The sequence below is a fragment of the Spiribacter curvatus genome, from assembly GCF_000485905.1.
Classification (GTDB): domain Bacteria; phylum Pseudomonadota; class Gammaproteobacteria; order Nitrococcales; family Nitrococcaceae; genus Spiribacter; species Spiribacter curvatus.
This window is the reverse complement of the sequence record NC_022664.1, coordinates 731,403-758,376: the sequence shown is the minus strand read 5'-3', so window position 1 is coordinate 758,376 and position 26,974 is coordinate 731,403. Positions and strand designations below refer to the sequence as shown.

Genomic DNA, 26,974 nt, shown 5'->3' with positions numbered 1-26,974 from the left:
ATCTAAGCACCAAAATCACTGAGCGCGCGGCTGCTTCGTCGGCCAACACTGCCCGCATGGACCTCCAGCCAATGCCGTGCCGCCGCCTGACCTGCGTCATGAAGCACATCAAGCGACACGCTATCCGTATTCAGCGGACTTGCGCCCGATTGTCGGGTCACTGCAGCGCCACCATCCAGGTGATGAAAACGAAGGCGGGCCACTCGCCGGCGCAACCGGGACATAGACCAACGGCCAAGCCACCCTGAATCTGATTGCATAACGGCAAGCCACCGTAACTCCCTGAGCAGATGGGCGCTGAACCCCAGCTCCCGGCTGCGTTGCAGAACACTCTCAACCCGCCGGGGCGGCATCCCCGGGGTGTATTCCGGCAGTAACTGAACCAGCATCAAGTCGCTTGAAGACGCTGTGTCAATCAGGGGAAGCAACGCCGGATTGGCTGCAAAGCCGCCGTCCCAGTAAAACCGCCCGTCAATTTCAACCGACTGGAAAAGCGTGGGGATACAGGTGGAGGCCAGAAGGGCATCCACGCTCAATTCATGGCGCTGAAATAACCGTAGCCGACCGGTTGCCACCTCGGTCGCTGCGATGAATAAAGGCATCTGATCCTCTGCACGCAGCGCTTCCCAGTCCAGACACTCCCCGAGTAACCGGCGTAGCGGATTGAAACCGGCGGGATTGAACTGATAGGGCGAGACCATCTGCGTGACCGCCCTCAGCGTCTGGCCTTGGAACGATCCATCAGACCGCCAGGGTGGCTGCAAGCGCGCATTGATCTGCCCAATGCCTTCCCACAGCGTCCGCAATGACTCCCGCGCGCCCTTTTCACCATCTGCCGCCCAGCCCGCGGCAAGGGCGGCGGCGTTCAGGGCGCCAGCGCTGCTCCCACTCAACCCCGCCGGCCGCACGCCCGCGCTCAGCAAGCAGTCAAGCACACCCCAGGTGAATGCCCCGTGGGATCCACCGCCCTGCAGCGCAAGGGCGAGCGGCGCATTCAGGCCCATTGCGCGAGCGCCCATCGACTTTTACTCATCGTCTTCGAACAGCCCCTAGGGTATTTCCCCCAGTGTAATCGAGGAAGACCAAGCCGACGTCTTGACGGGCCACTGCCCGCGGATCAGGTCGACAATCGCCGGCGCATCCCACTGCGCATCGCCCGTTAACCGGGCAAGGACGCGACCCTGCGGGCCGATCAGAAAGGTGCTTGGCAGGGCGACCGCGCCCAGCGTCGCGGCGATCTGACTGTCCGGACTGCGCAGGATCGGTAATGCCTGTAGATCCGTCATCTCGTAGAATCGCTCAAGATCATCCATCGCATTCGGGCCGGAGGCGATCGGCAGCACCTCAAACTCGGGGCCGCCCAGTTCGCCGGCAAGCCGATCCAGCGAGGGCATCTCTTCGCGGCAGGGCGCACACCAGGTGGCCCAGAGGTTGAGCAGCCGAAGCCGTCCGCGGCTCGCGGAGAGTTGAACGGACGCACCGGTCGCATCCTCATAGCTCAGGCCCGGTGGCGCCTGCGGGGCCGGGTCCAGCAACTCGATTCCGGGAAGGGCCCGCTCCCAGCGTTGCGCATCGTCGAGCAGTGGATTGGCGCTGGCCGTGATGGCAACCAACGCTACCAACAACCCGGCGAGCCACACGGCCAGTCGTTCAGTGCGCATGGCCCGCATGCGAGTGCTGCTGCGCGTCGGCGGCTTCCACGACGATGGTCATCTCCACACGGCCGCGGTCAGTGGTCAGTGCCAGCGGAAATGCCGAGCCCTCGATCAGTGGCCCTTCAATGTCCTCAAGCGCCAGGGCCAGCGCCTGCGGTGCAAGCACCAGATCACGCCCCGGCATCACCGGCACATCACTGACCGGCTCATAGACGCCCTCACCCTCCACCAGTGAAAAACCCACGAGCTCGACGTTGGCGGCGATGGGCGAGCGCCCGCCGGTCAACCGAACGGGGGCATCGGCAATGTTTTCGATCTCCATGAAGACCCGGGCATGATCGTGATCGGTCGCGCGGGTCCAGCCGTGCAGCACCCGCAGCTGATCGCTGACGGCAAGGTGATGATCGGCGCGAGACTCACCATGGCTGTCATGACCGTCATGGTCATCAGCATCGTGGTTTTCCGCCGTGGTCGGACCCGCGCCGATTGCGAGCGCCATAAAGACTGGCGCCAGGCTTGTCAGTCGATGTCCAAAGAACACGTGTTATACCTCCTGCGCCCTCAGGCGCGCAGATTCTCCAAAAGGGGCTGACGCAGTACGGCGATCGCCGGGATAAGCGCCAGCAACAGGACGCCGCTGGCAAAGCCGGCGGCAAGATGCAGCTCACTCCAGCCCAGTGTGGCCTGCACGAGGATATCCGTGCGTTGGGTGATGAACCGGGACAGAACGCTCGCGGCCGCCTGGCCCAGCGCCAGGCCAAGCACGGTGCCGGTGCCGATGAGGATTGCGCAGTACCCCCAGACCGTTGCCACCAGGAATCGGCCCGGTGCCCCGACCGCGCGCAGCAGCGCCATCTGACGCGCGAACAGTCGCGAGAGGATGAAAAGTGCGAGCAGCACACTCGCCGCCACCAGTGTCTGGGTGACCAGCGACATGATGGACATGGCCTGCCGCACGTCCCCCATCACCCGGTAAAGCTCACTCAGGACGGTCGCGGGGAAGAACGCCATGGTCTCGTTCTGGCGATTGAACTCTGAGTGCAGGGCGTAATTGGCCCACAAATCACTCGCTTTGACGATGATCGCCGGTGTGCCCGGAAAATAGTCCGCATCGAACGGCGGGCCGATCTGCCCGGCATTCCCTGGGGCGTGCCCGGTGGCGAGCCCGTGAACCATCCAGACGGCTTCCACCGGCACCAGTATGGCCCGATCCCAGGGCGTCCCGGTGCGGGGCAGTGTGCCGACCACGGTCAGGCGCTGGTCATGGTCATCTCGCTGCCCGGGGGCGAGATGATGAGCTCAAACTTGTCGGCGGCCCGGGCTGTACCTTTGCGGATGCCCTGTTCCTGCGCGATCAGGGCAGCGCCCATTCCCACGGCGATGGCGATGAGCAGCACGAAGGTCAGATTGGCCCAACGGAATCGCCAGAGCATGGCGGCGATCAGTGAACCCACCGCAAAGCGCCGCATCAGCAGCGCGGCGGTCACCGCGATCGGCACCAGAAGCAGGAGGAGGATAGCCCCATCCTGGACCAGCGCGGGCAGGCTCAGCCAGAAATCACTCACGGTGACCGACCGGGCGGCCATCCGCCAGTTCAACGACCCGATCGAGGCGGTTGAGCACTGACCGATCATGGCTGACGATGACCAGCGAGCGCCGGGCTTCGGCGACCAGACCGAGCAGATCGTCAATCAGCCGATCCGCTGCATCACGGTGCAGACTCGCCGTGGGTTCATCCGCAAGCACGATCGGTGGATCGCCGGCGAGCGCTCGGGCCACCGCGACGCGCTGGCGCTCGCCGCCGGAAAAGCTCACCACGCGCCGACCGGTGGGCTCGATGCCGAGCCGCTCGAGCTGATGCCTTGCATTGGACCTGACCCGCTCACGTTCACCCCGTCGACGAAACTGCCCCGGCAGCGCGGCATTGGCCAGCGCATCGAGCTCTTCGAAGAGCAGAAAATCCTGAAAGATCAGCCCCATATGGGCAGCCCTGAAAGCCGAGCGATGGCGTTCATTGAGATCCGTCAGGTTAATTTCACCCCAAAGGATCCTCCCCCGGCTCGCGGGGACCAACCCCGCCAGGGCATAGAGCAATGTTGACTTGCCCGCTCCGGATGGCCCGCTGATGCCCAGCGAGGTCCCCGGCTGCAGCTCAAGCGCCGGCACATCGACAAGCGGCGTGTCGGCATCGGCGACAACTGACAACCCGTCAATCATCAGGCGGTTGAGCGGTGGCTCAATACTAGCCGTAGACGGCATCGTTTAGCCTGACCATGCTCAGAAACCCGGTGTCCGGATCACGGTAGGGACCGAGCTCCAGCACACCCCGGGACTCGATGCGGCGATTGAAGGGGGTCACATCGACAATGCGTTTGGTATAGACGGCAAGGATGTCCGCGGGCCAGTCGGCCTCTGTTTCACAGAACGGGCAGATCGCCATCGGGATTCGTGTCAGCACGAAAAACCGGCTTTCCGCCTGTAGCGGTGGCGCCATGAACCCATCGATCGTAATGCGTTCGCCTTCCAGTGAAAGCGCCAGTTCAGAGGCGCTGCCATCCCGCGCGTACAGATCGCGCAGCTTGATGACGTCGCCACCCATGGCGACGCCCGACAACGCGGTCATGGAGATCGCACCCAATCCCGCTGCAAGAAATTCCCGACGCTGCATGACACCTCCTGAAGTGATGGGGAAACAGGATAGGGCCCGCGCTGGGCGGGCCCCTGCTCACCCTGAAGGCGGTTGCCTAGTAGGGATTCACCGCATGGTTAATGACGTGGAGGATCACGTTCTGCTCCATGGTCCCGTCGACGAGATGCGACCACGGCCCATTGGCCTAGATCGCGACGTCCGGCCCGGCGTGGGTCTCGGAACTGCGCGGCACCAGGGCCTGCTGGATATAGTCGATATCCGTGGCCTGCGCCTCGGAGACCTCGGGGCGGCTGCCGGAATAGCTGCCATCTTCGCGCTTCATCAGCACGGAGCCCGGACCATTGAGATAGCCCGCCACCGTGTAGGGCTTGTCGTCCGAACCCAGACGCGGCTCGCCGGTGTGCTCGACACCACTGCCATCAATCCCCATGCACAGCCCGAGGATGTCCGAGCCGCGGCCACAGTAGCCGTTGAAGGCAATGGCATGCTCATGGTCGGCGGTCACGATGACCAGCGTCTCGGAGAGATCGACCATGTTGACCACCCGGTCGACGGCCTCGGCAAAGGCGGCACCGTCATGCACCACCCGCGCCAGGTTGCCGGCATGGTTGGCATGGTCAACGCGCCCCGACTCCACCTGCAGGAAGAAACCGTCCTCATCGTTGGATAGCGACTCCACCGCCGCCTCGGCCATATCGGCGATGGACGGCTCATCATAGCGATCGGCGGAATACATCATATGCGATGACTCGAACAGACCGAGCAGCGGTGTGCCGTCCGTGGGCGCATCGGCAAATGACGCGTTGTCATAGGCATGATAAGCGCCCAGCTCCGTCGCCTCCTCGATCAAGTTCTGATCGTCGGTGCGACGGCCTGTCCCGCCGACCAGCAGCTCCTCGTCAGTCGGCACGAAGTGACGCGCGCCGCCACCCATCGCCACCTGAATCAGGCCCGAGTCCATGGCATCAATCAGCTGCGTGGCGATATCCGTCTGGGTATTACAGTTCTCGGGCAGCTCAGAGTCGTCCTCGAAGTTACGATCCACGGTTTTCGCATAAGTGGAAGCGGGCGTCGCATGGGTCACGCGGGCGGTGGTGACGAAACCCGTCGACTTGCCCATGCCGTGGAGAATCTCCGAAATGCCCGTCACCGTGTTACCCGGCAGGGTCGAGCAGTCGCCCCGATCGACGTCCGCGGTGACGCCGATCAGACCGGCCTTGGTTTTGACACCGCCCATCATCGCGGTGCCGGTGCCAGCGCTGTCGGGGGTCTGGGCGTTCACGTTGTAAACCTTGGCAAAGCCCAGATGCGGGAAGGTTTCATACGGCATGACGTACTCATCACCGTAGCCACCGTCCTGCTGGCCCATGAAAAGGCGGGTCGCGTAGTTGGTCCCCACACCGTTGCCGTCTGCAACCATAAGGATGACGTTCTTGGCGGTGTTCGTATTCTGCTGCTTGGCAAGCTCGCTCTGAATGCGTGCCTGTCCGGCCTCGAACCACTCGTTGTCCGTCTGTGTGATGGTCTGGCCGAGTGCCGGTGTCGCAATCGTCGCCGCAAGTAGTGTTGCGGAAAAGTGTCGAAGGTTCATGACTAGCGCCTGTGTAAGACGAGGCTCCATAGACTGGGCACTGATTATGACCGACTCATGACTTCACGATGACCCGCCAGCGATGACCGCGCATTCGTTCAGGCCAGCGCCCCATGGCCCGACGAGAATGCAGCAGGGACAGCGCGAAAAGCGCCGCGCCGATCAGCAAGAGGCTGAGAAATGACGGCCAGACCTCTTTGACCAGCGTGCCCTTGCCCATCGTGATCGGGTCCCGGTTGTGGTGTGCGGCCTACTGATAAAAGCAGGCCGTGCTGATGCCATGCTCTCGGCATAAATCTCTAACCTGCCGGCCTTTCTCAGCCTCTTAGAGGATCGAGACGATCTGGCTCTCACTGAAACAAGACTTTTTCATTTCCGCTCCTCCCATCGCTTACGCTCAATGACTGCAGAAGTGTCTATTTATGACATGTCTGAGGTCAGGGGGCGCCCACGGGATCACCAGGACGCGCAGGTGCTCGCTGGCACTGGCGCGGTCATTAAACATTTCACTACGCGTTCTTAACGGTTACCCTCATCGTTAAACAATTCAAGAAAACGAGAACCGTGGAAAAGTGGTATTGGGAGAACCGGTAATATGAGCAAATTCACAAGCAAAAAGATTGGTCTTGGCGTTATCGGGGCGGCCGTGGTTGTCGCTGTAACCTATATAGCGCTGTCAGCCGTTGCACAATCCGAAGCTGAGGAACAGGTCCAGGCTTTCGAGAAGATGCTTGGAGAAGCCACCCACCAGACCAAAATCTCGACAGGAGACGTGAATGCCGGGCTTTTCTCGGGCAGCGCTACCATTGACGATTTCGCCATGAAACAAGATGTTACCGGTAACCGCCTTGCGGTCGATAAGCTGACCATCGTCCCGGAAGACGACCGGCTGAAGCACTTCGCGGCCAAGAATGCGGCGCTCAACATCGACGGTAGCGGTGATGTCGTCAAAGTCGACCGATTTGCCCTCGATGATGTGTCTTACAATGATCTCGAAATGATCAAGCTCATATTCGAGGGAGAGGCGTCCCAGCGGGAAATCGATGAGTTCATGCTGTCCGTCTCCACAGGCGCGATCGAGCTCACTGGAGCCAGCGTCAGTGATACGCTTACAGGCGCAAATGCTTCCGGTGAGCTCGAGACGTTTTCCGTTGACTCTATCGCTGGCGGCGTCATCCACGGCGTCGAAATAGCCAGTGGTGAGTTCCGGGATACCAACGATTCTGTCAGTGGACAACTAGAAAGTCTGGAGGCCGGCGCGGTTGTCTACTCACACCTGATTGACCCGACGATCACGCCTGAGGATTTCGATGCGAGAGCAGCGGCCGAGTGGACCGTTGACCGAGTGTCCATTACCAATGGCGAGGCCACTCTCGGTCTCACGCGGATGGGTATAGACAATATCGAAACGAGCAATAATCGCGTGACTGCTGCGGATTTGGAGCTCGATGACCTGTATCTCGAGAGAAACGAGGGCCAGTCCCTACGCTCGATGGACTCCAGTCTCGCTCAGGCGTTCTCGATATTCGACACAGACCGCTTCTCGATGAGCGCAGGTAGCAGCACACAGGTCGACTACGAGAATGGTGATCTGGATTTTGAGGTCAACTACAGCGTCAGTCAGGTCGGTTCGGTAACGATGAAAGGCGACCTTGCCGGCATCCCGTATGAACGCTTCGAGAATCTCAACTACAACAATCAGCGTGCATTGCAGCAGACAATGCAGCAGGCAATGATGGCGATGGGTGTTCGTGACTTGTCGGCCAGGTACGAGGATGACGGGGCGATCGATAAACTTGCCAAGCAAATGGGCGGCCGACAGGCAATGGCGCGCCTGGTCGAGCAAAATATAGCTGCAGCTCGAGGGGCCCTGACGTTTGATGATCAGCAGATGATCGGCGACGCCATGACCAACTTCATCGATGGCGGCGACACGATCTCAATCAGCATCGATCCTGATCGCACCATGGGGATTACCGAAATTCAGCGGGCAGCCGCAAGCAACGTCACACTGATCGAGAGTATTGGCCTTCGCGTCGAAGGGGAGTAACGCCGGGGGAGGTGTGCGCAGAAAACGTTGAGATTACGCCGCCGGGCCACTTCCAAGGGCCCGGTCTTCCCCTTTTGAGACGGTAATCCGCTCGGCCCAGTTAAGCTCCGTTGCCATCGTTTAACGGATTTTTCTCGCTCATGACGCCTTTCTGCCATCTGCACTCTAACCTGTGAAGTTCTGGAGGGGGCCGTAAGCAATGGGATGGCGCCCTCACCTACAGAGCTAGTCGTAGAGCGTCGGTAGCCCGATTACCCCACCCACCACAATCAATAGCAGACCGGCTATTTGGTTGACGCGCTTCAGCGCCGCAGGTGACTGAATGACTCGCCGCATTCGATCGATACCGAGAGCGAATATCATATTGCCGACGAACGGAATCACCATTGAGACCCCGACGATGGCGCCGATGTCCAGACCCGTGACGCTGCCGAGCTGAAAAAATCCAGGCAGCAGTCCCAGATAGAACAGCATGGCCTTGGGATTGCCCAGAATCGCCGCCAGTCCCGCACTGAATCCCGGCCAGAAACCTGGCGTCGTCAGGCGACCATCTGCCTGAATCGCTTGATCCGCATGCCAGATCAGGTGCAGGCCGAGGATAGCGAACAAAAACGCAGCCACCCAGCGCATCACGACGAGGATCTCGCTATAGACCGACACCACCCAACTCAATCCATGAATCGCTGCCAGTGGCCAGAGGCAATCCCCCACCACTACGCCAAGAGCGAGCGGCATGGCTGACATGTATCCGCCCGAGAGCGTGCGCGCCAACAAGGCAAGCCAGACCGGCCCCGGTGTTAGAAAAAGCACCAGCAGGGCACCGGCATAAAGCGTCAGATCAGCAGGATCAATCGTCATGCGCTCCGATGATACATACCTGCGGTGTCGGTTGACCGCCAGACGCATTGAGCGATTGAGCCGGGATGCGTGACCGATCGGTCGAAGGTGGGCCGGGAGTGATAGACAGCAGCCACCGATATCCGGCTATCATCGTCCAACCATCAATCGCGCGGATTCCCGTCGAACGTGTCCTTTGGGAGGGATTTAATGCACGTCTCCTTTGCCATTGCCACCTACCTTACCGCCCTTCCCCTATGGATCCTGACCTGGTGGTGGATCGGCGGATTCGGCATGCAGAGCCAGGATCGTATGCTGCTCATCCCGAATGGCCTGTGCCTGCTTTTTCTAGTGATCAATCTTTTGCTTGTCGCGCAGTACGGTGATGTTGGCAGCGTCGAGTACGAGGAAGGTCGATTCGCCTTTATTCAGGATCGAGCGATGATTGTGGTGCAGGCGACGGCGAGCGTGCTGATCGTCGCTGTTCTGGTCTACGGTCTGACCGTTCGGAAGGTGCCGGTGGAGTTCATCCGCTTTCTGCTCTATTCGTTCATCTTCCTACTGGGGGTGATGGCACCCATCATATGGATCCCAATCGAGCAGCCTGGCTTTTTCTTCATCCTCCGGCACATCCAGAGTGCCGCGCTGATTTTTAGTCTATTTCTCTGTGTGGCGGGAATTGTTGTGCTGCTGCGTGACATCATGAGCGCTAGTGGCGTGGAGATTGATCTCTCGCGAGACAATGACCGGATGATGTGAGCGAAGGACGGGGGCTGAGACACCCGGGTGCAGCGTGGCGACCAGCGCATCCGCCCAACCCCATCAGGTTTCCACCAGGGCACCATCACGAAAAACACGCAGATGGCGGTCCATCACGCGCAGCTCGATGTCATCGCCGACCGTTCCACGCCAGTCGTCGAGCCGCGCCCGAAACCGGGTACCGCCGCTGTCAAGCTCCAGTACCTGATCAAGTCCCTCGAACCACACCCGCTCCACACGGGCACTCACACGATATCCCTCGCCACCGAGGTTGACGTGCTCCGGGCGGAACGCGATTTTCAGGTCGTCACCGCCGCGCATCGCCGAGGTCATCGGCACCTGAAGCTGACCGTCCAGCACGGCTAGCGTATCCGTGGTTTGCGCGGCCGGCAGGAAATTCATCGCTGGTGAGCCGATGAAGTAGCCGACATGCTCCGTCCGCGGGTTATCAAACAGGGTCTGTGGATCGCCCTGCTGCACGATCTCGCCATGGTTCATCACAATAATGCTACGGGCGAAAGTCAGCGCCTCGTTCTGGTCATGAGTCACCAGAACCATGGTGATATTGAACGCCTGGTTGACGGCCTTGAGCTTACGGCGCAGCTCGAATTTGAGCTGCGGATCAATCACCGTGAGCGGCTCATCGAGCAGCAATGCGCTCACATCATCACGCACCAGACCCCGCCCCAGCGAGACCAGCTGCTTCTGATCGGCCGTGAGCGCCACCGCGGGGCGATTGAGAACATGCTGCAGGCCCAGCAGCTCCGCCACATCGCCCACCCGCCGGTCAATCTCGGCACGTTTGCGACGGCGGCAGACCAGTGGAAACGCCAGGTTCTGCCGCACCGTCATGGACCGATAAATGACCGGCACCTGAAAGACCTGGGCAATGTTGCGCGCCGCCGTGCCCCGCCCAGTCACATCGTCGCCATCGAACAGCACCCGTCCGTGGCTGGGCTGGATGAGGCCCGAGATGATGTTGAGCATGGTGCTCTTGCCGCAGCCCGAGGGGCCGAGCAGCGCATAGGTCTCGCCATTGCGCCAGGTCATGTCGAGCGGCTTGAGTGCGTACTCCGGCGACGCCGCCGCCGGGTCATAGGAATGGGCAAGCGATTCGAGATGGATATCCGCCATGGGTGTTACTGCCTTGAGTCCGTGCGCTGACCGGGATGCGCCACATGTACACGCCGGCCATTGCGATCGAATACAAATACCGTCGAGAGCCGCGGCCGGATGTGGATCTGGCTGCCAACCGGGTGGTTGACCACCGCCCGCTCGTGCAGGACCAGATGGCAACCGGCCATGTCCAGATGGGTGACCGTCTCCGAGCCGCTGACCTCGGTGAGCGTGACCACCGCCGGACGGCCTTCCGGCGCCAGGGCCAGATCGCTGGCGCGCAGTCCCAGATAGTACTGGCCGGGGGACAGGCCCTGATCCCCCAGCAGCCCGAGGCGTTCGACGCCGAACAGGGTATCGAGGGAGAACCAGCCCAGGCTTTCGACCTCCGCGGCGTCGCTATCCAGGGTCATGGACAGGATATTGACCGGTGGGTCATTGACGACTCGTGCGGCGCCTACGCTCGCTGGCGCGTCAAAGACCTGTCGGGGTGGCCCCTCCTGGACGACCCGCCCTTCCTCCATGACCAGCAGCCGGGCGCTCATCTGCAGCGCCTCGGACGGCTCGGTACTGGCATAGATCACGATGGTCGAGCGTCGCCCCTCAAGCAGCTCGACCAGATCCTCACGCATCTGCTCGCGCAGCTTATAGTCAAGGTTGACCAGCGGCTCGTCGAGCAATAGCACCGGCGCATCCTTGGTCAGTGCCCGGGCGATGGCCACGCGCTGCTGCTGTCCGCCGGACAGCGCACCCGGACGGCGGTCCGCCATGGCAGCCAGCCCGACCCGCTCGATGGTCTGCCAGGCCCGTTCGCGTGCCGGCTCCGCGGCGACACCGGCACGACGCAGCGGAAATGCCACATTGTCGAGCACCGAGAGGTGGGGATAGTTGATGAACTGCTGATAGACCATCGCCACCGGCCGACGCCAGGGTGCGAGGCCGTCCCAGCGCACGCCGCCATGCTCAATGTGGCCTGCATCCAGCGTCTCGAGACCTGCAATGGCCCGTATCAGGCTCGTCTTGCCGGCGCCGGTACGCCCCAGCAGGGTGTAGAGCGCGCCGGGTTCGAAATGCAACGAGATGTCATCCAGCCAGGTCTCGTCGCCGGCGCTCCGGTTAATATTGTGCAGCGTCAATGCGGACATGGGACTACCTCACAGCACCGGCCAGGCCGCCCCGCGACAGGAAACGCTCGACCACAAAGGCCAGCAGAATCAGCGGGGCAACAGAGATGAGAGCGGACGCCGACAGCGACCACCACGGCGTCACCGACGAGTTGAGCGCCACAATCGCCACGGGCAACAGCTGGGTGTCGGTGAACGTGAGCGTGAAGGCGAAAAAGAAGTCGTTCCAGCCAAAAATCAGGCAGAACATACCGGCCACGATCAGCCCCGGTACGGAATTGGGCAGGATCACGCGGTAGAACGTCGTCAGCGGCGTACACCCGTCAAGCCATGCCATCTCGTCGAGCTGGCGGGGGACGTTGTTGAAAAAGTCCACCATCACCCACACCGCGATGGGGAGAAGCAGCGCGATATACACCAGAATCAGCCCTGCCAGCGTATCCAGTAGCCCCAGCTGATCCAGCAGCAGGAAGAACGGAATCGCCAGAACAATCGGCGGCATGATCCGCTGCGAAATGAAAAAGAAGGTGATATCGGCATTGCGGATAAAGCCGGCCCTGAAGGTGAACCGTGACAGGCCGTAGGCCGCGAGCGTTCCCATAACAATGCTGATCAGCGACGCCGAACCGGTGACGATGATGCTGTTCAGATACGGTCCGCTGATATCCGTGCCGCCCGAACCGCCAAACAGCGACTGCCAGCCCTGCAGGCTCGGCTTGTACTGCAGCCAGGGGATCCAGGTGGCGCCACCGGTCACGCCGTTGGCGGTCTTGAACGAGGTCGTCACCGCCCAGAGAAACGGGAACAGGACAAAGCACGACCACAACAGGATCGCCAGGTACTTGATCGCCAGATACAGGGTTTTCATGTTCGATCCTTCACGAAGAGCCTCACGAGCACCTTGGCGATGATCGTCAGGCTGATGATCATGATCACCAGATAGGTCACCGACAGCGCCGATGCGTATCCCAGCTGGAAGTCGCGTAACCCGCGGATGTAGATGTAGTAGGTGGAGGTCTCTGTCGCGGTACCTGGTCCGCCCGAGGTCATGACGTACACCGACTCCATGATCTTTGAGGCCTCGATGAGTCGGATCAGGATCGCCGCGATGGAAATGCCCGCCATGGCCGGGAAAGTCACGGCAAAAAACGTCCGGATAGGGCCCGCGCCATCGATTCTGGCCGCCAGATAGGGCTCGCGCGGCAACGACACCAGGCCTGCCAGCAGCAGCAGGAACATGAACGGCGTCCACTGCCAGATCTCGACCATCATGACACTGGCGAATGCCAGCGCCGGCTCGGACAGCCAGGGCACGCCCTGCAGCCCCAGCGCCTGCAGCATGCCATTGAGCGGGCCGATGCTTTCATGGAACACCGTGCGCCAGATCACCGACATGATCACGGGGGTTGTCATCATCGGCACCAGGAACAGCACCCGAAAAAACCGCCGTGCTCTCAAATCACCCAACACAAGCAGGGCCAGCGCAAAGCCAAGGATGTACTGAATCAGTACCGTCCCGACCGCCATGATCATCAGGCGTCCCAACGCGCCCCAGTAGCGCGCGTCTTCGAGCAGGCGGCCATAGTTGCCACCGGCGATCCAGTCCAGCTCGGGCTGGAAGACATCCCAGCTGGAAAAACTGACTCGGATGGTGAATAGCAGCGGAAAGATGATGATCGCCACCAGCACCAGCAAGCCGGGCAGAAGAAAAAGATGTTTCTGTCGGTACATGTGCCCCGCTCCGCACTGCGAAACCGTCGTTGACTCGATCCACCGGAGCGGACCGACAGCGCCGGCCCGCTCCCCTGCATGACGAGCTAGCGCGCGTCCTCGATTTCAACCACATTGGCATAGGCCTCGCGGACGCGATCCTTGCCAATCCGCTCGACAGTGCGGGACCACTCCTCGGCGACGCCATCCAGCGCCTCCTGCGGCGTCGCCTGACCGGCAACCGCCTCAGCCACGCCGGCCGCGAGCGAGGTCATGAACTGGCCCACGCCGGGGACACGCAGGTCAAAGACCCGATTGTCGTATCCATCGATGCGCTCCAGCGTCTCCACGTACTGCTCGGCCATACCCCGATCCCAGCCCAGATCATCCGACCAGAAGTCGGCATCGAAATGGCCCGTGCGATAGGGATTGACGCCGAACCGGCCGACCTGCAGATCGTGACGGGTGTTGGCCTCATTGGAGAAAAAGCACAGATAGTCGAACGCCATGTCCTTGTTGCTGCTCGACTGCGCAACGGCACTGGTCCAGCCCCAAGTGATATAGGCCGCGCGGTTGGGCTCCTCGAAGGTGTCCCACTCACCGGTCTCTCGATTCCACACCTCGCGGGCGCCCGGCAGCATCTGGGTGCGGACGTCGTTACGAATGGGGCTGTCGGCCTGCTGAGCCTGGATGAGCGCGTCATCCCAGCTATAGCTCATCAGCGTCTCACCACCGCCAAACGAGAAAATCTCATCGCCCAGACCGAAGTTGGTCCCGCCGGGCGGGAATGACTCCTGAGCCTCGACAAACAGTTCAAGCCCGCGGACCCAGCCCGGGTTGTTGATCAACGGCTCCATGGTCTCGAGGTCAAAGAAGAACCCGCCGCCCACATCGGGGTGCTTGGCGTAGGGGGCGGCGCGGCTGATGAACGCCGAGAACATCAGATCATCACGCTTGACCACCTCGGCCGAGCCATAATTGGGATCGCCGTCACCATCCCAGTCCCAGCCGGTAAACACGCGCGCGACCTCGTTGTACTCCTCCCAGGTCTCAGGAACAGTCAACTCACGGCCGGTCTCTTCGAGGAACCGCGCCTGCATATCAGGATCGCTGAAGATATCCTCGCGGTACTTCAGGTAATGACGGTCACCGTCCATGATGTACTGCTTCATTTCACCGCCCCACATCCCCACATCGCGGGTGGTGTCGGTGAGCGCCTGCATGCCGGCCGTGGACTGGTACTCCTCGGGCACATTGGCCAGATAGGGGTTGTAGTCACCCAGCCAGAGCGAGGCGTAGAACAGCACGTCATAGGCGTCCTGACCGGTCTGGAATGGGATCATGATGCGCTGGAACAGGTCACCAAACGGCACATGCACCACTTCGACATCAGCGCCGGTGAGCTCCGAGAACTGCTCGGCGTGAAGCTTGGTGGGCTCACCGATGACAGGAATCGCGTGGGTGATGACGGTCAGTTCGCGACCGCTGTAGTCCTTGGCATCAATGGACTCGTAGCTGCACATGCCCGGCATGTCTTTCTCGATGCCGAACCGGGTGTAGTCTTCAGCCGATGCCATACCGGCCGCGAGCCCCAGAGCCGACGAGGCGGCCAGGACTTTTGCTGTACGCAACAGTTTGTCACTGCGCATGATTCTCTCCTCCTTTCATTTTTTAACTGCTCCGGAATCAGAGCATGACTTCGCCACCGTTGGGCGAGATGCAGGTGCCGTGGAAAAAGCTGCCGTCATCCGAGGCGAGCAGCAGCGCGGAGGGCGCGATCTCTTCGACATCGCCGAATCGGCCGATGGGAATCGCGGCTTTCAGTCCGTCGAGGACCTCCTGCGCGAGCGGTGTCAGCAAATCGGTGTGCGTGACGCCGGGGGCGACCGCATTGACCCGCACGCCGGTGTCGGCGCACTCCAGTGCCAGGGCCCGGGTGAACGTCATGTTCGCGCCCTTTGCCGAGCAGTAGTGCGTCAGCGCCGGTGCGCCCTTGTAGGCAAGCTGCGAGGTGACATTGATGATCCGCCCCTCGCCGCGGGGCTTCATGTCGCGATACACCGCCTGAGTCATGAAGTAGGTGCCCTTGACGTGCACCGACCACATGCGATCGAAGCTCGCCTCGCTGATGTCCTCAAACGGCTCGGTGATGTTGTGGCCGGCGTTATTGACCAGAATGTCGATCTGGCCCAGCGCTTTTTTGGCATCGGCGTAGAACGCCTGCACATTGGCAGGTTTGCTGACATCACACTCAGCCAAGTAGACCCGGCGTCCCATCGCCTCGATGGCCTGGGCGGTCTCGCGGGCGCGCTCATCGTCGTTGTAGTGGCAGAACGCCACATCCGCGCCATGCTCGGCGAAAAGCGTGGCGATGCCCTTGCCGATGCCCCGCGAGCCGCCGGTGATCAAGGCGCGCTTGCCCGCTAATTTCTGTGTACTCATTGTCAATCTCCTCCTGTTTTTGTCGCGCTCGACATCATCAATACAGGAGCCCGGGATAAAATTGCAAGTATCTGATTATAAACGAATTTTGTGTCCATAATCTGAACACTCCGGGACGACTGTCCAATCTCTGGACAATCCTGCGAGTCCCGGTCGCGATGACTTGATCGCCCCTGTAAAGCGGGGTAATTTCAAAGCCGTTACGCCAGAACCCCATGGCCTTTGCATTCACTAAAAATCGGGGTCGGCGCGAGGAGGACAATATGGCTATCCAGTCGCGGGAGATCTCGAGGGCCCGGCAATCCCTCGAGCGGCGGGGACGTGTCTCCACCGCGTCGCTGCCGCCGGATATCGCCGAGAGCTGGCAGCGTTGCGTTGACCTTGGACTCGATCCCCTGGGCCCGGTCCGCCTCGCGGACCTTGATGCCGACGCACTGCGCGATGCCTGCGAATCCCACGACGACCTCATCCGCTTTGCGCGGCCCGAGATCGAGCTGCTCTACGACCAGATCGCCGGGTCCAACTTCATGATCGCGCTGGGCAGCTCGGATGGTCTGATTCTGCAGACATTGGTGGACCATCAGTTCGCCGACAATGCCGCCGCCCATACGGTGGTGCCCGGATCGGACTGGACCGAGGTGGTGCGCGGCACCAACGCCCTCGGTATCGCACTCAAGACCGGTCGGCCCGCGCACGTCTATGGTGAGGAACATTACCTGCGCGCTAACTCCGGGGTCTCGTGCATCTGCACGCCGATCTTTGACGGCCGCGGCGCCATCGCCGGGCTGCTTGACGCCTCCACCACGGCCGCCCACCGCCAGGAGCACACCGCGGCGCTGCTGCAGATGTCCGCCGGCAACATTGAGAACTGCCTGATCCGCTCGCGCTGCGAGGATCAGCTGATCCTGCTGTTCCACCCCCGCCCGGAATACCTGGACACCCTGAGCGTCGGGGTACTGGTGCTGGACCGGGACTACCGCATCGTCGCGTTCAATCGCCGCGGCGGTATTTTTCTGGCCGGGCTGAGCGACCTGATCGGCCGGTCATTCTCAGCGGTCTTCGAGGAGCCCCTCGAGAGTCTGGCGAGCCGGCTGGGCCGGGGCGAGACGGTCCGGGTGCGCGACCGCTTTGGCTCCGCCGCCTCGATGCGCTGCCTGTCAAACCGCGCCAGTTTTGCCCTGTCCGCCCGGGCGGTCCCCGTGGCCACCCGGCCTGTCGCCGATGACGGCGCCGCGCAGGCGGCAACCCCCGCACTGATCCTCGAGGACACGGTCCTCGCCGAGCGCGTCACGGGATTGCCCCAGGCCGCTCACCGCGGCCTTTGCATCAGCATTGACGGCGAGACCGGCACCGGCAAGACCGCCCTCGCCGGCTTCATCCACGCCAGCACCGGCCACCAGGGCGCCTGGCACTGCCTGCGCCCCGGCGACTCGCCCGAGGCGATCACCCCCGCGATGCTGGAAGGCGGCACCCTGTGCATCGACGCCCCCGGCGAATTCGATCCCACCACCCAGGCCGCCCTGCTGCGACTGGTCGAGCGGCTGCAGGACAACGATGTGCTGCTCATCAGTACCGGACTTGAGGGTCCGGCCCATGAAGCCAGCCGGGGTCGACTGCGCACCGATCTGGCCTATCGCCTGGCGGGCTTTCGCGTCGCCGTGCCGCCACTGCGCGAGCGCGATGACCTGGACGACCTGATTGAACACTGCCTCGCGGAGATCCAGCCCGATCTGCGCCTCACCCCCGCGGCCCTGAAAGCGCTGCAGGCGCATCACTGGCCGGGCAATCTCCACGAACTGAAGTCACAACTGCAGCGCGCGAGCGTGCGAACCGCGGGCTTTGAACTGGGCAGCGAGGATTTCCCCGACCTTGCCACTGACGCGGCATCGCCGGTCTCCGCCGGCAAAATCGCCCAGGCGCTGATGCAGCTCACCGACAATGGATTGAAGTGGCGCGATGTCCACGGCCAGACCATCGCCCTGATGGTCGAACAGTGCGAGGGCAACGTCGCGGATGCGGCCCGGCGTCTGGGCCTGTCCCGCACCACCGTCTACAAATACCTGCAATAGCCACCGGAGTGCGCCTGAATGCCCGCCCCCCATCATCTGACCGCCACGCCGGATACCGTTGCCTGGGGCTATCTGGACGTCGCCCGCCCAGCGGTCCTGCATGTCCAATCGGGCGACGAGGTCGTCATCGACACCCTCTCGGGTGAGCCCGAAAACCTGCCCGCCGACCCGGCGCGCGTCCTGCCCGATCACCGGGCGGTGCTCGAGGCGCAGCGAAAGGAGCGGGGTGAAGGCGTGCATCACCTCACCGGCCCGATCCACGTCGACGGCGCGCGACCCGGGGATTGCCTGCAGATCGACATCCTGGCGGCCACTCCACGCCAGGACTGGGGCTTTTGTGAGATTTTGCCACTCAAGGGCATCCTGCCGGGTGAGTTCACGGACTATCAGCAGATCCTCATCGATATCGACCGGGCCCGGAACAGGGCGACGCTGCCGTGGGGGCAGTCGTTCGCGCTCGACCCGTTCTTCGGCATCATGGCCGTAGCGCCTCCGCCGGAGTGGGGTCGGCTCGCCTCGCCCGTACCCTGGGCGTTTGGCGGCAACATCGATAACCGGGCGCTGGTCCCGGGGACGACACTCTACCTGCCGGTATTCAACGACGGCGCGCTATTCAGCGTCGGCGATGGGCATGGCCGCCAGGGCGACGGCGAAGTCTGCATTGATGCCCTGGAGACGGCACTGCAGGGGCGTTTCCGGCTGACCGTCCGGCGTGACATCGAGGCATCGGCCCCCTTCGCGGAAACCCCCAGCCACTGGATCAGCATGGGCCTGCATCCCACCCTCGATCAGGCGGCGGAGGAGGCGGTCCGCCAGATGGTGCAGCTACTGACCACACGGACCGGGCTCGATCGCAGTCAGGCCTATATGATGACCAGCATGCTGGGTGACCTGCGGATCACCCAGGTGGTCGACGGCAACAAAGGCGTCCATATGCTCTATCCAAAAGAAGCCACACACTCACCCTGAACTGAGGAAATGTGCAGGTCTGAGGCCCTGAGGACCTGACTGTTGATGCGCCACGGGAATCGCCAGTAGCCTGTATTCATTAGGTTTTTCCACCTGAGAAAGGAGAAACTCATGGAACTCGAAGGGAAAACGGCGCTGGTCACCGGCGGTGGCCGCGGAATCGGTGAGGGTGTCGCCATGGCACTGGCCAAGGCGGGAGCGGACGTGATGGTGGCGGATCTCGATGTCGAGATTGCCCGGGAGACGGCCACCAGGGTCGAAGGTGTTGGCCGCCGCAGCGGCGCGTTCCAGGTCGACGTATCGGATCCGGCATCGGTCAACCAGCTGATCGACAGCGTGGTCGCGGATGCGGGTCAGCTGGATATCGCGGTCAACAATGCCGGCGTTCTCAGTATCGGGTCGGTCGACGAACTCTCCAGTGATGACTGGGACTGGATCATGAAGGTCAATGCGAAGGGCGTGTTCCTTTGCTCCAAGGCGGAGCTCGCTGTAATGCGGCCGCGGCGCTTTGGCCGCATCATCAACGTGGCGTCCATCGCCGGTAAGGTCGGCTTTCCGGACCTGTCCCACTACTCCGCTTCGAAATTTGCCGTTATCGGCTTTACCAACGCGATCGCCAAGGAAGTCGCTACCGAAGGGGTGACCGTGAACGCGTTGTGCCCCGGCATCGTCGGGACCGGCATGTGGCGGGGCGAGGACGGTCTCGCCGGCCGTTGGCGCCAGGAGGGCGAGAGCGAAGCGGACTCGTGGGAGCGCCACCAGAAGACCCTGCTGCCACAGGGTGAGGCGCAGACCCCTGAAGATATGGGCCAGCTGGCGGTCTATCTGGCGGCTGCCGAGCATGTGACCGGTCAGGCCATGGCCGTGGATGGCGGCTTCTCGCTTTAAAAGCCACAGCCCCGCCTCAGGGCGGGGGTACGCTCCAGCGGGTGAGCGGCGATCATCATAACCGTTGGGTCAGCTCATTGTCGCAGAGCTCGCTCCGGCCAACGGCGGCGACATTACGCAGCGTGACCTCTGCGATCTGCGTCATCGCCTCCTGGGTGAAGAATCCCTGATGGCCGGTAATCAGCACATTGGGAAACGTCAGCAGGCGCGAGAGCATGTCGTCGGCCAGGATCTCGTCGGACAGGTCGCGGAAAAACACATCGCTCTCCTGCTCGTAGACGTCGAGCGCTAGATGCCCGACCTTTTTGGATTTGAGCGCGGCGATGACCGCCTCGGTATCAATCAGACCGCCGCGGCTGGTATTCACCAGCATGACACCATCCCGCATGCGCGCGATTGACCCGGCGTTGATCATGTAGTGATTGGACTCGGTAAGCGGGCAATGAAGACTGATGATGTCAGACCGGGCGTAGAGGTCGTCCAGCGCCGCGTACTGACCGCCCAGCGCCTTGAAGTCGGGGTTTTCATGAACATCGTAGCCCAGCAGTTCGACCCCCAGACCCGATAGTACCCGGGCCGTGGCCACGCCGATGCGGCCCGTGCCGATGAGCCCGACTGTGCGGCCGTTGAGATTGAACCCGAGCAGCCCCTTCAGGTTGAAATCACCCTCCCGGACCCGGGCATATGCCCGATGGGTATTGCGGTTGAGCGTGAGGATCAGCGCCAGCGTATGCTCGGCAACCGCCTCGGGCGAGTAGGCCGGCACCGAGACCACCGCCAATCCCAGGCGCTTGGCCTCGGGCAGATCGACATGGTTGAAACCGGCGCAGCGCAGCGCCACGGTGCGTACACCCGCCTCAGCCAGCGCCCGCAGGCAGTCGGCATCGAGGGTATCGTTGACAAAGGCACAGATGACCTCTGCGCCGCTGGCAAGCCGAGCCGTATCGGCGTTCAGCGGGGATTCGGTGAAAGCAAGGTCGAAGCCATGCGCGGTGTTCGCCTTTTCAAAAAATGCCTGATCGTATTTCTGCGCGCTGTAGAAATAGATGCGCATAGCCGAGTGCGTCATTGTTTATCCCCATCCCCGTTTTCAGTTCCGAATCTGTGCTCCAGATGGGCAATGATTTCATCCGACTCGTAAAGCCACCGGACCGTGCCGTCCTCGCCTGCAATCCGCAGACAGGGAACCTTGATCCGGCCGCCTTCTCGTTCCAGCGTCTCCCTGTGCTCCCCCGGCTGGAGTGCATTGCGCAGCTCGATGTTGAGAGACAGGCGATCCATGACTCGGCGCGTTTTGATGCAGAACGGACAGGCGGGAAAATGGTAGAGCGCCAGTGAGCGCGTATGCTCATCCACGGCACTCTGCTCCTCGGCCGTCCGCTGGACGCCTCGAGGTTTCGAGAGGTGATAGCCGACAATCATGAATGGGGTGAGCACTCGGCGCACGCTTCGGAAGAATATTCGGATTAGAACTCGCATAGGGCTCGATTGTGACACACGGATGCGTTTCTAACCGACATCATCGGCCTCCACTATCGACGACCAACTGAACACGGGAGTATCGCTATGAAACCCGAAGTCCGCCCGATCCTGCATCAGCCCAGCCATACCTTCTCCTATGTTGTCTGGGATCCGGCGACTCGCAGGGCTGCCATTATTGACGCGGCCCTCGACTATGACCCGCATTCCGGGCATCGCGGGACCGATACCGCCCAAAAGCTCGTCGATATCGTCACGGCGGAGGGGCTCGAGGTTGAGTGGATTCTGGAAACCCATGCCCATGCGGATCACATGATGGCGATCCCTTTCCTCCGCGCGCATTTCGACGCACCCACGGCCATCGGCGAACATATCACCGAGGTACAGGAGCGCCTGGCCTGGCTATTCAATCTGCGAGCGGATTTCCCCGCCGACGGCAGCCAGTTTGATCGACTGTTCGCCGACGGAGACACATTCTCCGTGGGCCATCTGCCGGCACGCGTCATCGACACGCCGGGGCACACCAGCGATCACATCACGTATGTCATTGGCGATGCCGTATTCGTCGGCGACACCCTTTTTATGCCTGACGCGGGAACCGCCCGTTGCGACTTCCCCGCTGGCGATGCCCGCCGGCTCTATCGCTCCATTCAGCGCCTGTTCACCGAGCTGCCCGCCGACTTTCGGCTGTTCGTTCTGCATGACTATGGCACCAAGGCGCGGGGATTGGCGTGGGAGACCACCGTCGGCGAACAGGAACGCCGCAATATCCATGTTGGCAATGGCGCGTCAGAACAAGCGTTCGTTGCAAAACGCGAGGCCCGGGATGCCACGCTGCCCATGCCAGCGCTGATCCTGCCTGCGGTGCAGGTCAATATCCGCGCCGGGCGCTTCCCAGCCCCCGAGGCCAACGGCCTGCGCTACCTGAAAATCCCGGTGGATGAATTCGGTGCCCACTGGGAGCTGCCCGCATCGGTGAACCGCAGCGCCGAGTGAGCCGCGAGAGACGGAGCCCGGATGCCCGATCACGGGTGAGTCACCGGTTTTATGCCTCGCTCACGGGGTCGAGTGCTCCGGTGCCGACGTTATAGACAAATCCGCTAATGGCGTCGCCATTGGGCAGATAGGGAACGGCCTTTAACCGACGGATTGACTGGCGGACGTCGACATAAGGGTCGTCGAAGGCATCAAGCGCGAACGCCGGCCGATGGCCTGTCTCCTTCTCGACGTCGGCTTTGACCGCGTCATCCTTGAAAGTCAGCATGCCGCAGTCGGTGTGGTGGATGAGGACGATCTCCGTGGTCCCGAGCAGCCGCTGCGAGATGAGCAGCGAGCGAACCACATCGTCGGTGACGACGCCGCCCGCATTACGGATGACATGCGCCTCGCCGAGGCCAAGCCCCAAGAGGCGATAGACATCCAGCCGGGCATCCATGCACGCGACAACTGCGACCTGGCGCCCGGGGGGCATGGGCAGATCGCCTTGCGTGAACGCGCTGGCGTACTGCTGGTTCGCCTCAATGAACTCATCGGCTCGACTCATGACGGGCTGCTCCTTGATTAACTGGAATTGCGATCGTATCAGCCAGCGTTTCAGGGCATGAATACCGAATATTCATGAGCTTAGTCGCAAACGGACTATGCCCCGCATTGCTCCCATTCGCGGGCGATGTCCTCAGCGAGATCGCGCACGGCCTGATCGTCAACATCGCGCTCCGCATAGGTTCGAAGGCCAACGACATCTGCCTGCAGGCGTCGACCCAGCCGCGCAGGATCCAGCCCGTTCGGAACCTCTCCAGCCGCCTGGGCATCGGCAAGACGTTCGGTCAAACGCTGCTCCATGCGGGCGAGCAGGTTCTCGACCCGTGAACGGGCCGCCGCCTCGCGAGGGCCGAATTCAACCAGGCTTTTGACCAGCATGCAGGCGGCACAGGTCTCGCCGCGTTCCCGCAGGCGGCCAAGCGTGCGGATATACGCCACCAGCCCGCCGATCGGAGATGGCTCCGCGGCGATGACACGCTCGAGCTCGGCCATGGTCCGCACCGCGTAGCGCTCAAGGGCCTCGCGGAACAGGTCCTCCTTGCTGCCAAAGCTCGCATAGATGCTGCCCGGGCGCATATCGAGGGTGCGCTCGATATCTTTGAGCGAGGTCGCACCGAATCCCTGTCGCCAGAACAGATGCAGCGCTTTCTCCAGCGATTCGTCTCGGGTATGAACGGCGGTGCGCGGCATAGCATGGTGTCGATGATTTTGAATGATGACTCAAATATAGCTTGAGCGATCGCTCAAAAACAAGCAGACTGTGAACTTAACGACGGACTCAGACACCACTCAACGGAGATATCGGGATGACCGAATTTACCTTGCATGACAAGTCGACTGCCCCGGAGGAAAGCCGGCCATTCCTGGAGAATTCAGAACAGGCTTTTGGGATGATCCCGGGGCTTCACGCGGTGATGGCAGAGGCGCCGGCGCTGCTTGAGGCCTATCAGGCACTGCATCGGCTGTTCACGGAAACCAGTTTCGATGCGACCGAGCAGACAGTGATCTGGCAGGCGATCAACGTCGAGCATCGCTGTCATTACTGTGTTCCGGCGCATACGGCGATTGCGAAAATGACTGATGTGCCGGACGCGGTCAGTGAGGCGCTACGTAACAACACACCGCTGCCAACGGCGAAGCTGGAAGCACTACGCGATTTTACGCTCTCGGTCGTGCGCGATCGTGGCAACGTGGACGAGTCCGCCGTACAGCGCTTCCTTGAAGCCGGTTACACCCGGCGCAACATCCTCGAGGTGGTGCTTGGCGTCTCCCAGAAGGTCATGAGCAACTACACCAATCATCTGGCGGATACCCCGATCGACAAGCCGTTCCAGCCATTCAAGTGGCAGCCGCGTCAGGCGTCATGAACAGGACGCCTGCCGGCGTGTGAGGAGATCCATCATGCAGAACCTTCGCATCGACCTGGTTTCTGATATCGCCTGCCCCTGGTGCGCGATCGGCTACCGACGCCTTGAACAGGCGCTGGAGACGCTCGACGGCGAAATCGAAATCGAGCTCGCATGGCAGCCGTTCGAGCTGAATCCCGACATGCCACCTGAAGGTGAGCCGATACTCGATCATCTATGCCAGAAATATGGCCAGGACGCCGACAGTGTTGAGCGCACCCAGGACGAAATGATCAAGCTTGCGAGCGACCTGGGCCTGAATTTCGATGGTGCGAGGGCTCGCCGTGCGCACAATACGTTCGACGCCCATCGCGTGCTCGCCTGGGCCGCGGAACAGGGCCGCGAAACAGCATTGCAGCAGGCGCTGTTCGATGCCTACTTCGGTGAGGCGAAGCGCCCATCAGACCCGGTGGTCCTGCGCGAGGCGGCCCAGCAGGTCGGCCTGGACGGTGAAGCGGCCGAGGCCGTTGCCCGCTCTGATCGCTACGCCGAGGCCGTCCGGGCGGCCGAGCAACGCTTCATTGAGGCGGGCGTCAGTGCCGTGCCCGGTTTCGTGATCGACGGACGCTATCTGATTTCGGGCGCCAGGCTGTCATCAACCTCGCGCTGCCATTCTTCGCGCTGATTTTCACCGGCTACCTCGCCGCCTCAGCGCGGATGCTCAGCGAGCATACGGTGGGGGGACTGAATACGTTCGTATTCTATTTCGCGCTCCCCGCGCTGCTGCTGGTCGAGACTTACCAGGCACCCGCTGCGACCCGGGACATCGGGTCGCTCATCGCCGGTTACTACCTGCCGGGGATCGCGCTTTTCTTCGCGGCGCTATTGATCGCCCGACGGTTGATCGGGCTCCGCCTCGCCGATGCGGCCGTACAGGCGCTCGCCGCCGTTTTCTCCAATGTCGGCTTCATCGGGCTGCCGCTCGTCATCCTCCTGTTCGGAAGCGAAGCGGCACTACCGGCGGTTGCGATCGTGATGGGGGATACCATCGTGATGCTCGGCCTTGCGACCGCGCTCATCGAGGCCGATCTCGGCGACCCGCGCGCGCTATCCGCGCTTTTCAGGCGCATCGCGGTCGGCGTGGTGAAAAACCCGATCGTCATGGCTGGTGTCATCGGTCTGACGCTTAATCTCACGCAGGTGCCGATCGCTGATCCGCTCATGCGCTATGGCGGGTTACTGGCCGATGCGGCCGGTCCATGCGCGCTCTTTGCCCTCGGCGCAACGCTCGCCGGTCGCCCTATCAGCCAGGGTGCGGGAGAGACCGCCTGGGTCTGTCTGCTCAAGCTGATCGTGCATCCGGCACTCGTGGCCGTCGCGCTCATCGGCCTATTCGATCTACCCCCGGTCTGGGTGGCCGTCGGCATTCTTCAGGCCGCTTTGCCGGTCGCCGCGAACGTCTACGTCCTCGCCCAGCGATATCAGCTCCGCCCGGCCCAGACCTCCACCGGGATTTTCTTCTCGACCGCCCTGGGGATCATCTCACCAACCGCGGAGGCAAATGAAGTGGCCGTCATCACCTGCATCGATGACCTCAAGCGTCTGTACAAGCGCCGCGTGCCAAAGATGTTCTATGACTACTGCGAGACCGGTAGCTGGACGGAGCAGACGTTTCAGGAAAATAGCAGCGACTTCCAGTCGATCTATTTCCGCCAGCGGGTGGCCATCGACATGACCAACCGCACCACGGCGGGCCAGATGCTGGGTGAGGACGTCCGGATGCCGGTGGCGCTGTCACCGGTGGGGCTGACTGGCATGCAGCACGCCGATGGCGAGATCCTTGCCGCCAAGGCGGCCGAGGATTTCGGCGTGCCGTTCACGCTCTCTACGCTGTCGATCTGCTCGATCGAGGATGTCGCCGCGGAAACGACGAAGCCATTCTGGTTCCAGGTCTACACGCTGTCGGATGACGACTTCATGCGTCGGCTGATGGAGCGTGCGCGGGCGGCCAATTGCTCGGCGATCGTCATCACGCTGGACCTACAGGTCCAGGGGCAGCGCCACAAGGACCTGAAGAATGGGCTGAGCGCGCCGCCCAAGCTCACGATCAAGTCCATCGCCAATCTGGCGACGAAGGTCTCCTGGGGCCTGGAGATGCTCGGCGCGAAACGCCGGACCTTCGGTAACGTGGTCGGCCACGCGCAGGGCGTGACCGATTCAAGCTCTCTGTCGTCATGGACGGCGGAGGCCTTCGATCACTCGCTGGACTGGAACCGCGTCAAGGAATTGATGGACATGTGGGGCGGCAAGGTCGTGCTCAAGGGCATCATGAACCGCGCGGATGCCGAGCGCGCCGTGGAATTGGGCGCCGATGCCATCGTTGTCTCCAACCATGGCGGCCGCCAGCTCGATGGGGCGTTGAGCAGCATCCGCGTGCTGCCGGACATCATTGAGGCAGTGGGTGATCGCATCGAGGTCTATTTCGACAGCGGTGTACGGTCCGGTCAGGACATCCTCAAGGCCCTCGCGCTCGGCGCCGACGGCGTCATGATCGGTCGCGCATGGGTCTATGGGCTGGGGGCGATGGGCCAGGACGGTGTCACCAAAGCACTCGAGGTTCTGCATAAGGAACTCGATACCACCATGGCGCTCTGCGGTCATCGCGATATCAACGAGGTCAACCGCGAGATCCTGCATATACCCGAGGATTTCGAGGGTCGCTGGGCCAACTGAGCCGAGAGAGGGAA

The 26,974-nt window shown here is 62.1% G+C and carries 29 protein-coding genes and 1 pseudogene; 9 read left to right on the top strand and 21 right to left on the bottom strand.

Annotated features, from left to right (window positions below):
* Positions 1-2: 2 nt before the first annotated feature.
* From SPICUR_RS03755 to SPICUR_RS10105, 10 genes and pseudogenes are all read right to left on the bottom strand, one after another.
* Positions 3-1,019 carry a patatin-like phospholipase family protein gene (locus tag SPICUR_RS03755; protein ID WP_041381655.1) on the bottom strand — a complete coding sequence of 339 codons (1,017 nt, stop codon included), beginning with the start codon at positions 1,017-1,019 and terminating at the stop codon, positions 3-5.
* A gap of 30 nt (positions 1,020-1,049) precedes the next feature.
* Positions 1,050-1,661 (bottom strand): TlpA disulfide reductase family protein, encoded by a 612-nt coding sequence (locus tag SPICUR_RS03750; protein WP_158499824.1) that lies wholly within the window; start codon positions 1,659-1,661, stop codon positions 1,050-1,052.
* Positions 1,651-2,154 carry a copper chaperone PCu(A)C domain-containing protein gene (locus SPICUR_RS09525; protein WP_051373234.1) on the bottom strand — a complete coding sequence of 168 codons (504 nt, stop codon included), beginning with the start codon at positions 2,152-2,154 and terminating at the stop codon, positions 1,651-1,653. Before SPICUR_RS09525 ends, SPICUR_RS03750 begins: the two co-directional genes overlap by 11 nt.
* Before the next feature lie 62 nt (positions 2,155-2,216).
* Positions 2,217-2,903, bottom strand: a complete 687-nt coding sequence (locus SPICUR_RS03740) for an FtsX-like permease family protein (RefSeq protein ID WP_051373233.1) — start codon at positions 2,901-2,903, stop codon at positions 2,217-2,219.
* Between the two features lie 2 nt (positions 2,904-2,905).
* The gene (locus SPICUR_RS10060) at positions 2,906-3,241 is read right to left on the bottom strand and encodes a hypothetical protein (RefSeq protein ID WP_051373232.1); all 336 of its coding nucleotides are present in this window, start codon (positions 3,239-3,241) and stop codon (positions 2,906-2,908) included.
* Positions 3,213-3,914, bottom strand: a complete 702-nt coding sequence (locus SPICUR_RS03735) for an ABC transporter ATP-binding protein (protein ID WP_077176312.1) — start codon at positions 3,912-3,914, stop codon at positions 3,213-3,215. Before SPICUR_RS03735 ends, SPICUR_RS10060 begins: the two co-directional genes overlap by 29 nt.
* On the bottom strand, positions 3,898-4,323 hold the full coding sequence (locus tag SPICUR_RS03730) for a hypothetical protein (protein ID WP_023366197.1): 426 nt from the start codon (positions 4,321-4,323) through the stop codon (positions 3,898-3,900). The genes SPICUR_RS03735 and SPICUR_RS03730 overlap by 17 nt, the downstream gene beginning before the upstream one ends.
* A gap of 166 nt (positions 4,324-4,489) precedes the next feature.
* The gene (locus SPICUR_RS03725; RefSeq protein WP_023366195.1) at positions 4,490-5,896 is read right to left on the bottom strand and encodes an alkaline phosphatase; all 1,407 of its coding nucleotides are present in this window, start codon (positions 5,894-5,896) and stop codon (positions 4,490-4,492) included.
* A gap of 55 nt (positions 5,897-5,951) precedes the next feature.
* Complete coding sequence (locus tag SPICUR_RS09975) at positions 5,952-6,116, bottom strand: hypothetical protein (RefSeq protein WP_023366193.1); 165 nt, start codon at positions 6,114-6,116, stop codon at positions 5,952-5,954.
* A gap of 33 nt (positions 6,117-6,149) precedes the next feature.
* A pseudogene (locus tag SPICUR_RS10105) lies at positions 6,150-6,269 on the bottom strand (transposase); the annotation flags it as partial.
* Positions 6,270-6,491: 222 nt separating this feature from the next.
* Between SPICUR_RS10105 and SPICUR_RS03720 the strand changes: the two are divergent.
* Positions 6,492-7,946, top strand: coding sequence for a hypothetical protein (locus tag SPICUR_RS03720; RefSeq protein ID WP_023366191.1), 1,455 nt, complete (start codon positions 6,492-6,494; stop codon positions 7,944-7,946).
* Between the two features lie 225 nt (positions 7,947-8,171).
* On the opposite strand, the gene SPICUR_RS03715 is transcribed toward SPICUR_RS03720, so the two are convergent.
* On the bottom strand, positions 8,172-8,804 hold the full coding sequence (locus SPICUR_RS03715) for a LysE family translocator (protein WP_041382149.1): 633 nt from the start codon (positions 8,802-8,804) through the stop codon (positions 8,172-8,174).
* Between the two features lie 189 nt (positions 8,805-8,993).
* Here SPICUR_RS03715 and SPICUR_RS03710 point away from each other — a divergent pair, with 189 nt between their 5' ends.
* The gene (locus SPICUR_RS03710; protein WP_023366187.1) at positions 8,994-9,542 is read left to right on the top strand and encodes a hypothetical protein; all 549 of its coding nucleotides are present in this window, start codon (positions 8,994-8,996) and stop codon (positions 9,540-9,542) included.
* Positions 9,543-9,605: 63 nt separating this feature from the next.
* On the opposite strand, the gene SPICUR_RS03705 is transcribed toward SPICUR_RS03710, so the two are convergent.
* The 6 genes from SPICUR_RS03705 to SPICUR_RS03680 all read right to left on the bottom strand — a co-directional run bounded on the left by SPICUR_RS03705 (position 9,606) and on the right by SPICUR_RS03680 (position 15,934).
* On the bottom strand, positions 9,606-10,676 hold the full coding sequence (locus tag SPICUR_RS03705) for an ABC transporter ATP-binding protein (protein WP_023366185.1): 1,071 nt from the start codon (positions 10,674-10,676) through the stop codon (positions 9,606-9,608).
* A gap of 5 nt (positions 10,677-10,681) precedes the next feature.
* On the bottom strand, positions 10,682-11,803 hold the full coding sequence (locus tag SPICUR_RS03700; protein WP_023366183.1) for an ABC transporter ATP-binding protein: 1,122 nt from the start codon (positions 11,801-11,803) through the stop codon (positions 10,682-10,684).
* A gap of 4 nt (positions 11,804-11,807) precedes the next feature.
* Positions 11,808-12,650, bottom strand: a complete 843-nt coding sequence (locus tag SPICUR_RS03695; protein WP_023366181.1) for a carbohydrate ABC transporter permease — start codon at positions 12,648-12,650, stop codon at positions 11,808-11,810.
* The gene (locus SPICUR_RS03690; RefSeq protein ID WP_023366179.1) at positions 12,647-13,513 is read right to left on the bottom strand and encodes a carbohydrate ABC transporter permease; all 867 of its coding nucleotides are present in this window, start codon (positions 13,511-13,513) and stop codon (positions 12,647-12,649) included. The genes SPICUR_RS03695 and SPICUR_RS03690 overlap by 4 nt, the downstream gene beginning before the upstream one ends.
* 86 nt (positions 13,514-13,599) lie before the next feature.
* Positions 13,600-15,141 (bottom strand): ABC transporter substrate-binding protein, encoded by a 1,542-nt coding sequence (locus SPICUR_RS03685; protein WP_023366177.1) that lies wholly within the window; start codon positions 15,139-15,141, stop codon positions 13,600-13,602.
* A gap of 37 nt (positions 15,142-15,178) precedes the next feature.
* Positions 15,179-15,934 (bottom strand): SDR family NAD(P)-dependent oxidoreductase, encoded by a 756-nt coding sequence (locus tag SPICUR_RS03680; RefSeq protein ID WP_041381653.1) that lies wholly within the window; start codon positions 15,932-15,934, stop codon positions 15,179-15,181.
* A gap of 263 nt (positions 15,935-16,197) precedes the next feature.
* Here SPICUR_RS03680 and SPICUR_RS03675 point away from each other — a divergent pair, with 263 nt between their 5' ends.
* The 3 genes from SPICUR_RS03675 to SPICUR_RS03665 all read left to right on the top strand — a co-directional run bounded on the left by SPICUR_RS03675 (position 16,198) and on the right by SPICUR_RS03665 (position 19,860).
* Positions 16,198-18,003, top strand: coding sequence for a sigma-54-dependent Fis family transcriptional regulator (locus tag SPICUR_RS03675; protein WP_041381652.1), 1,806 nt, complete (start codon positions 16,198-16,200; stop codon positions 18,001-18,003).
* A gap of 18 nt (positions 18,004-18,021) precedes the next feature.
* Positions 18,022-18,972 carry an acetamidase/formamidase family protein gene (locus SPICUR_RS03670; RefSeq protein ID WP_023366172.1) on the top strand — a complete coding sequence of 317 codons (951 nt, stop codon included), beginning with the start codon at positions 18,022-18,024 and terminating at the stop codon, positions 18,970-18,972.
* 111 nt (positions 18,973-19,083) lie between these two features.
* The gene (locus tag SPICUR_RS03665; protein WP_023366170.1) at positions 19,084-19,860 is read left to right on the top strand and encodes an SDR family NAD(P)-dependent oxidoreductase; all 777 of its coding nucleotides are present in this window, start codon (positions 19,084-19,086) and stop codon (positions 19,858-19,860) included.
* A 55-nt stretch (positions 19,861-19,915) separates the two neighbouring features.
* On the opposite strand, the gene SPICUR_RS03660 is transcribed toward SPICUR_RS03665, so the two are convergent.
* Both SPICUR_RS03660 and SPICUR_RS03655 read right to left on the bottom strand, forming a co-directional pair.
* Positions 19,916-20,929 carry a 2-hydroxyacid dehydrogenase gene (locus tag SPICUR_RS03660; protein ID WP_269464951.1) on the bottom strand — a complete coding sequence of 338 codons (1,014 nt, stop codon included), beginning with the start codon at positions 20,927-20,929 and terminating at the stop codon, positions 19,916-19,918.
* Positions 20,926-21,339 (bottom strand): glutaredoxin family protein, encoded by a 414-nt coding sequence (locus SPICUR_RS03655; protein WP_041381648.1) that lies wholly within the window; start codon positions 21,337-21,339, stop codon positions 20,926-20,928. Before SPICUR_RS03655 ends, SPICUR_RS03660 begins: the two co-directional genes overlap by 4 nt.
* Before the next feature lie 87 nt (positions 21,340-21,426).
* Here SPICUR_RS03655 and SPICUR_RS03650 point away from each other — a divergent pair, with 87 nt between their 5' ends.
* A complete protein-coding gene (locus SPICUR_RS03650; RefSeq protein ID WP_023366164.1) occupies positions 21,427-22,335 on the top strand; it encodes an MBL fold metallo-hydrolase in 909 nt (302 codons plus the stop codon).
* Positions 22,336-22,384: 49 nt separating this feature from the next.
* On the opposite strand, the gene SPICUR_RS03645 is transcribed toward SPICUR_RS03650, so the two are convergent.
* Both SPICUR_RS03645 and SPICUR_RS03640 read right to left on the bottom strand, forming a co-directional pair.
* A complete protein-coding gene (locus SPICUR_RS03645; protein WP_023366162.1) occupies positions 22,385-22,882 on the bottom strand; it encodes a beta-class carbonic anhydrase in 498 nt (165 codons plus the stop codon).
* Positions 22,883-22,977: 95 nt separating this feature from the next.
* Positions 22,978-23,571 (bottom strand): TetR/AcrR family transcriptional regulator, encoded by a 594-nt coding sequence (locus SPICUR_RS03640; RefSeq protein WP_023366160.1) that lies wholly within the window; start codon positions 23,569-23,571, stop codon positions 22,978-22,980.
* Between the two features lie 116 nt (positions 23,572-23,687).
* Here SPICUR_RS03640 and SPICUR_RS03635 point away from each other — a divergent pair, with 116 nt between their 5' ends.
* The 3 genes from SPICUR_RS03635 to SPICUR_RS10185 are packed head-to-tail and all read left to right on the top strand — an operon-like array spanning position 23,688 to position 26,960.
* Positions 23,688-24,248, top strand: coding sequence for a carboxymuconolactone decarboxylase family protein (locus SPICUR_RS03635; RefSeq protein WP_023366158.1), 561 nt, complete (start codon positions 23,688-23,690; stop codon positions 24,246-24,248).
* A gap of 34 nt (positions 24,249-24,282) precedes the next feature.
* Complete coding sequence (locus SPICUR_RS03630) at positions 24,283-24,912, top strand: DsbA family oxidoreductase (protein WP_023366156.1); 630 nt, start codon at positions 24,283-24,285, stop codon at positions 24,910-24,912.
* Positions 24,882-26,960 (top strand): L-lactate dehydrogenase, encoded by a 2,079-nt coding sequence (locus SPICUR_RS10185; RefSeq protein WP_335324155.1) that lies wholly within the window; start codon positions 24,882-24,884, stop codon positions 26,958-26,960. The genes SPICUR_RS03630 and SPICUR_RS10185 overlap by 31 nt, the downstream gene beginning before the upstream one ends.
* Positions 26,961-26,974 lie beyond the last annotated feature (14 nt).

What these genes read in the sequence shown, in the direction of transcription:
- SPICUR_RS03755 (WP_041381655.1), bottom strand. Translation starts at nt 1,019, where the DNA reads ATGGGCGCTCGCGCAATGGGCCTGAATGCGCCGCTCGCCCTTGCGCTG.
- SPICUR_RS03750 (WP_158499824.1), bottom strand. Translation starts at nt 1,661, where the DNA reads ATGCGCACTGAACGACTGGCCGTGTGGCTCGCCGGGTTGTTGGTAGCG.
- SPICUR_RS09525 (WP_051373234.1), bottom strand. Translation starts at nt 2,154, where the DNA reads ATGGCGCTCGCAATCGGCGCGGGTCCGACCACGGCGGAAAACCACGAT.
- SPICUR_RS10060 (WP_051373232.1), bottom strand. Translation starts at nt 3,241, where the DNA reads ATGGCCGCCCGGTCGGTCACCGTGAGTGATTTCTGGCTGAGCCTGCCC.
- SPICUR_RS03735 (WP_077176312.1), bottom strand. Translation starts at nt 3,914, where the DNA reads ATGCCGTCTACGGCTAGTATTGAGCCACCGCTCAACCGCCTGATGATT.
- SPICUR_RS03730 (WP_023366197.1), bottom strand. Translation starts at nt 4,323, where the DNA reads ATGCAGCGTCGGGAATTTCTTGCAGCGGGATTGGGTGCGATCTCCATG.
- SPICUR_RS03725 (WP_023366195.1), bottom strand. Translation starts at nt 5,896, where the DNA reads ATGAACCTTCGACACTTTTCCGCAACACTACTTGCGGCGACGATTGCG.
- SPICUR_RS09975 (WP_023366193.1), bottom strand. Translation starts at nt 6,116, where the DNA reads ATGGGCAAGGGCACGCTGGTCAAAGAGGTCTGGCCGTCATTTCTCAGC.
- SPICUR_RS03720 (WP_023366191.1), top strand. Translation starts at nt 6,492, where the DNA reads ATGAGCAAATTCACAAGCAAAAAGATTGGTCTTGGCGTTATCGGGGCG.
- SPICUR_RS03715 (WP_041382149.1), bottom strand. Translation starts at nt 8,804, where the DNA reads ATGACGATTGATCCTGCTGATCTGACGCTTTATGCCGGTGCCCTGCTG.
- SPICUR_RS03710 (WP_023366187.1), top strand. Translation starts at nt 8,994, where the DNA reads ATGCACGTCTCCTTTGCCATTGCCACCTACCTTACCGCCCTTCCCCTA.
- SPICUR_RS03705 (WP_023366185.1), bottom strand. Translation starts at nt 10,676, where the DNA reads ATGGCGGATATCCATCTCGAATCGCTTGCCCATTCCTATGACCCGGCG.
- SPICUR_RS03700 (WP_023366183.1), bottom strand. Translation starts at nt 11,803, where the DNA reads ATGTCCGCATTGACGCTGCACAATATTAACCGGAGCGCCGGCGACGAG.
- SPICUR_RS03695 (WP_023366181.1), bottom strand. Translation starts at nt 12,650, where the DNA reads ATGAAAACCCTGTATCTGGCGATCAAGTACCTGGCGATCCTGTTGTGG.
- SPICUR_RS03690 (WP_023366179.1), bottom strand. Translation starts at nt 13,513, where the DNA reads ATGTACCGACAGAAACATCTTTTTCTTCTGCCCGGCTTGCTGGTGCTG.
- SPICUR_RS03685 (WP_023366177.1), bottom strand. Translation starts at nt 15,141, where the DNA reads ATGCGCAGTGACAAACTGTTGCGTACAGCAAAAGTCCTGGCCGCCTCG.
- SPICUR_RS03680 (WP_041381653.1), bottom strand. Translation starts at nt 15,934, where the DNA reads ATGAGTACACAGAAATTAGCGGGCAAGCGCGCCTTGATCACCGGCGGC.
- SPICUR_RS03675 (WP_041381652.1), top strand. Translation starts at nt 16,198, where the DNA reads ATGGCTATCCAGTCGCGGGAGATCTCGAGGGCCCGGCAATCCCTCGAG.
- SPICUR_RS03670 (WP_023366172.1), top strand. Translation starts at nt 18,022, where the DNA reads ATGCCCGCCCCCCATCATCTGACCGCCACGCCGGATACCGTTGCCTGG.
- SPICUR_RS03665 (WP_023366170.1), top strand. Translation starts at nt 19,084, where the DNA reads ATGGAACTCGAAGGGAAAACGGCGCTGGTCACCGGCGGTGGCCGCGGA.
- SPICUR_RS03660 (WP_269464951.1), bottom strand. Translation starts at nt 20,929, where the DNA reads ATGACGCACTCGGCTATGCGCATCTATTTCTACAGCGCGCAGAAATAC.
- SPICUR_RS03655 (WP_041381648.1), bottom strand. Translation starts at nt 21,339, where the DNA reads ATGCGAGTTCTAATCCGAATATTCTTCCGAAGCGTGCGCCGAGTGCTC.
- SPICUR_RS03650 (WP_023366164.1), top strand. Translation starts at nt 21,427, where the DNA reads ATGAAACCCGAAGTCCGCCCGATCCTGCATCAGCCCAGCCATACCTTC.
- SPICUR_RS03645 (WP_023366162.1), bottom strand. Translation starts at nt 22,882, where the DNA reads ATGAGTCGAGCCGATGAGTTCATTGAGGCGAACCAGCAGTACGCCAGC.
- SPICUR_RS03640 (WP_023366160.1), bottom strand. Translation starts at nt 23,571, where the DNA reads ATGCCGCGCACCGCCGTTCATACCCGAGACGAATCGCTGGAGAAAGCG.
- SPICUR_RS03635 (WP_023366158.1), top strand. Translation starts at nt 23,688, where the DNA reads ATGACCGAATTTACCTTGCATGACAAGTCGACTGCCCCGGAGGAAAGC.
- SPICUR_RS03630 (WP_023366156.1), top strand. Translation starts at nt 24,283, where the DNA reads ATGCAGAACCTTCGCATCGACCTGGTTTCTGATATCGCCTGCCCCTGG.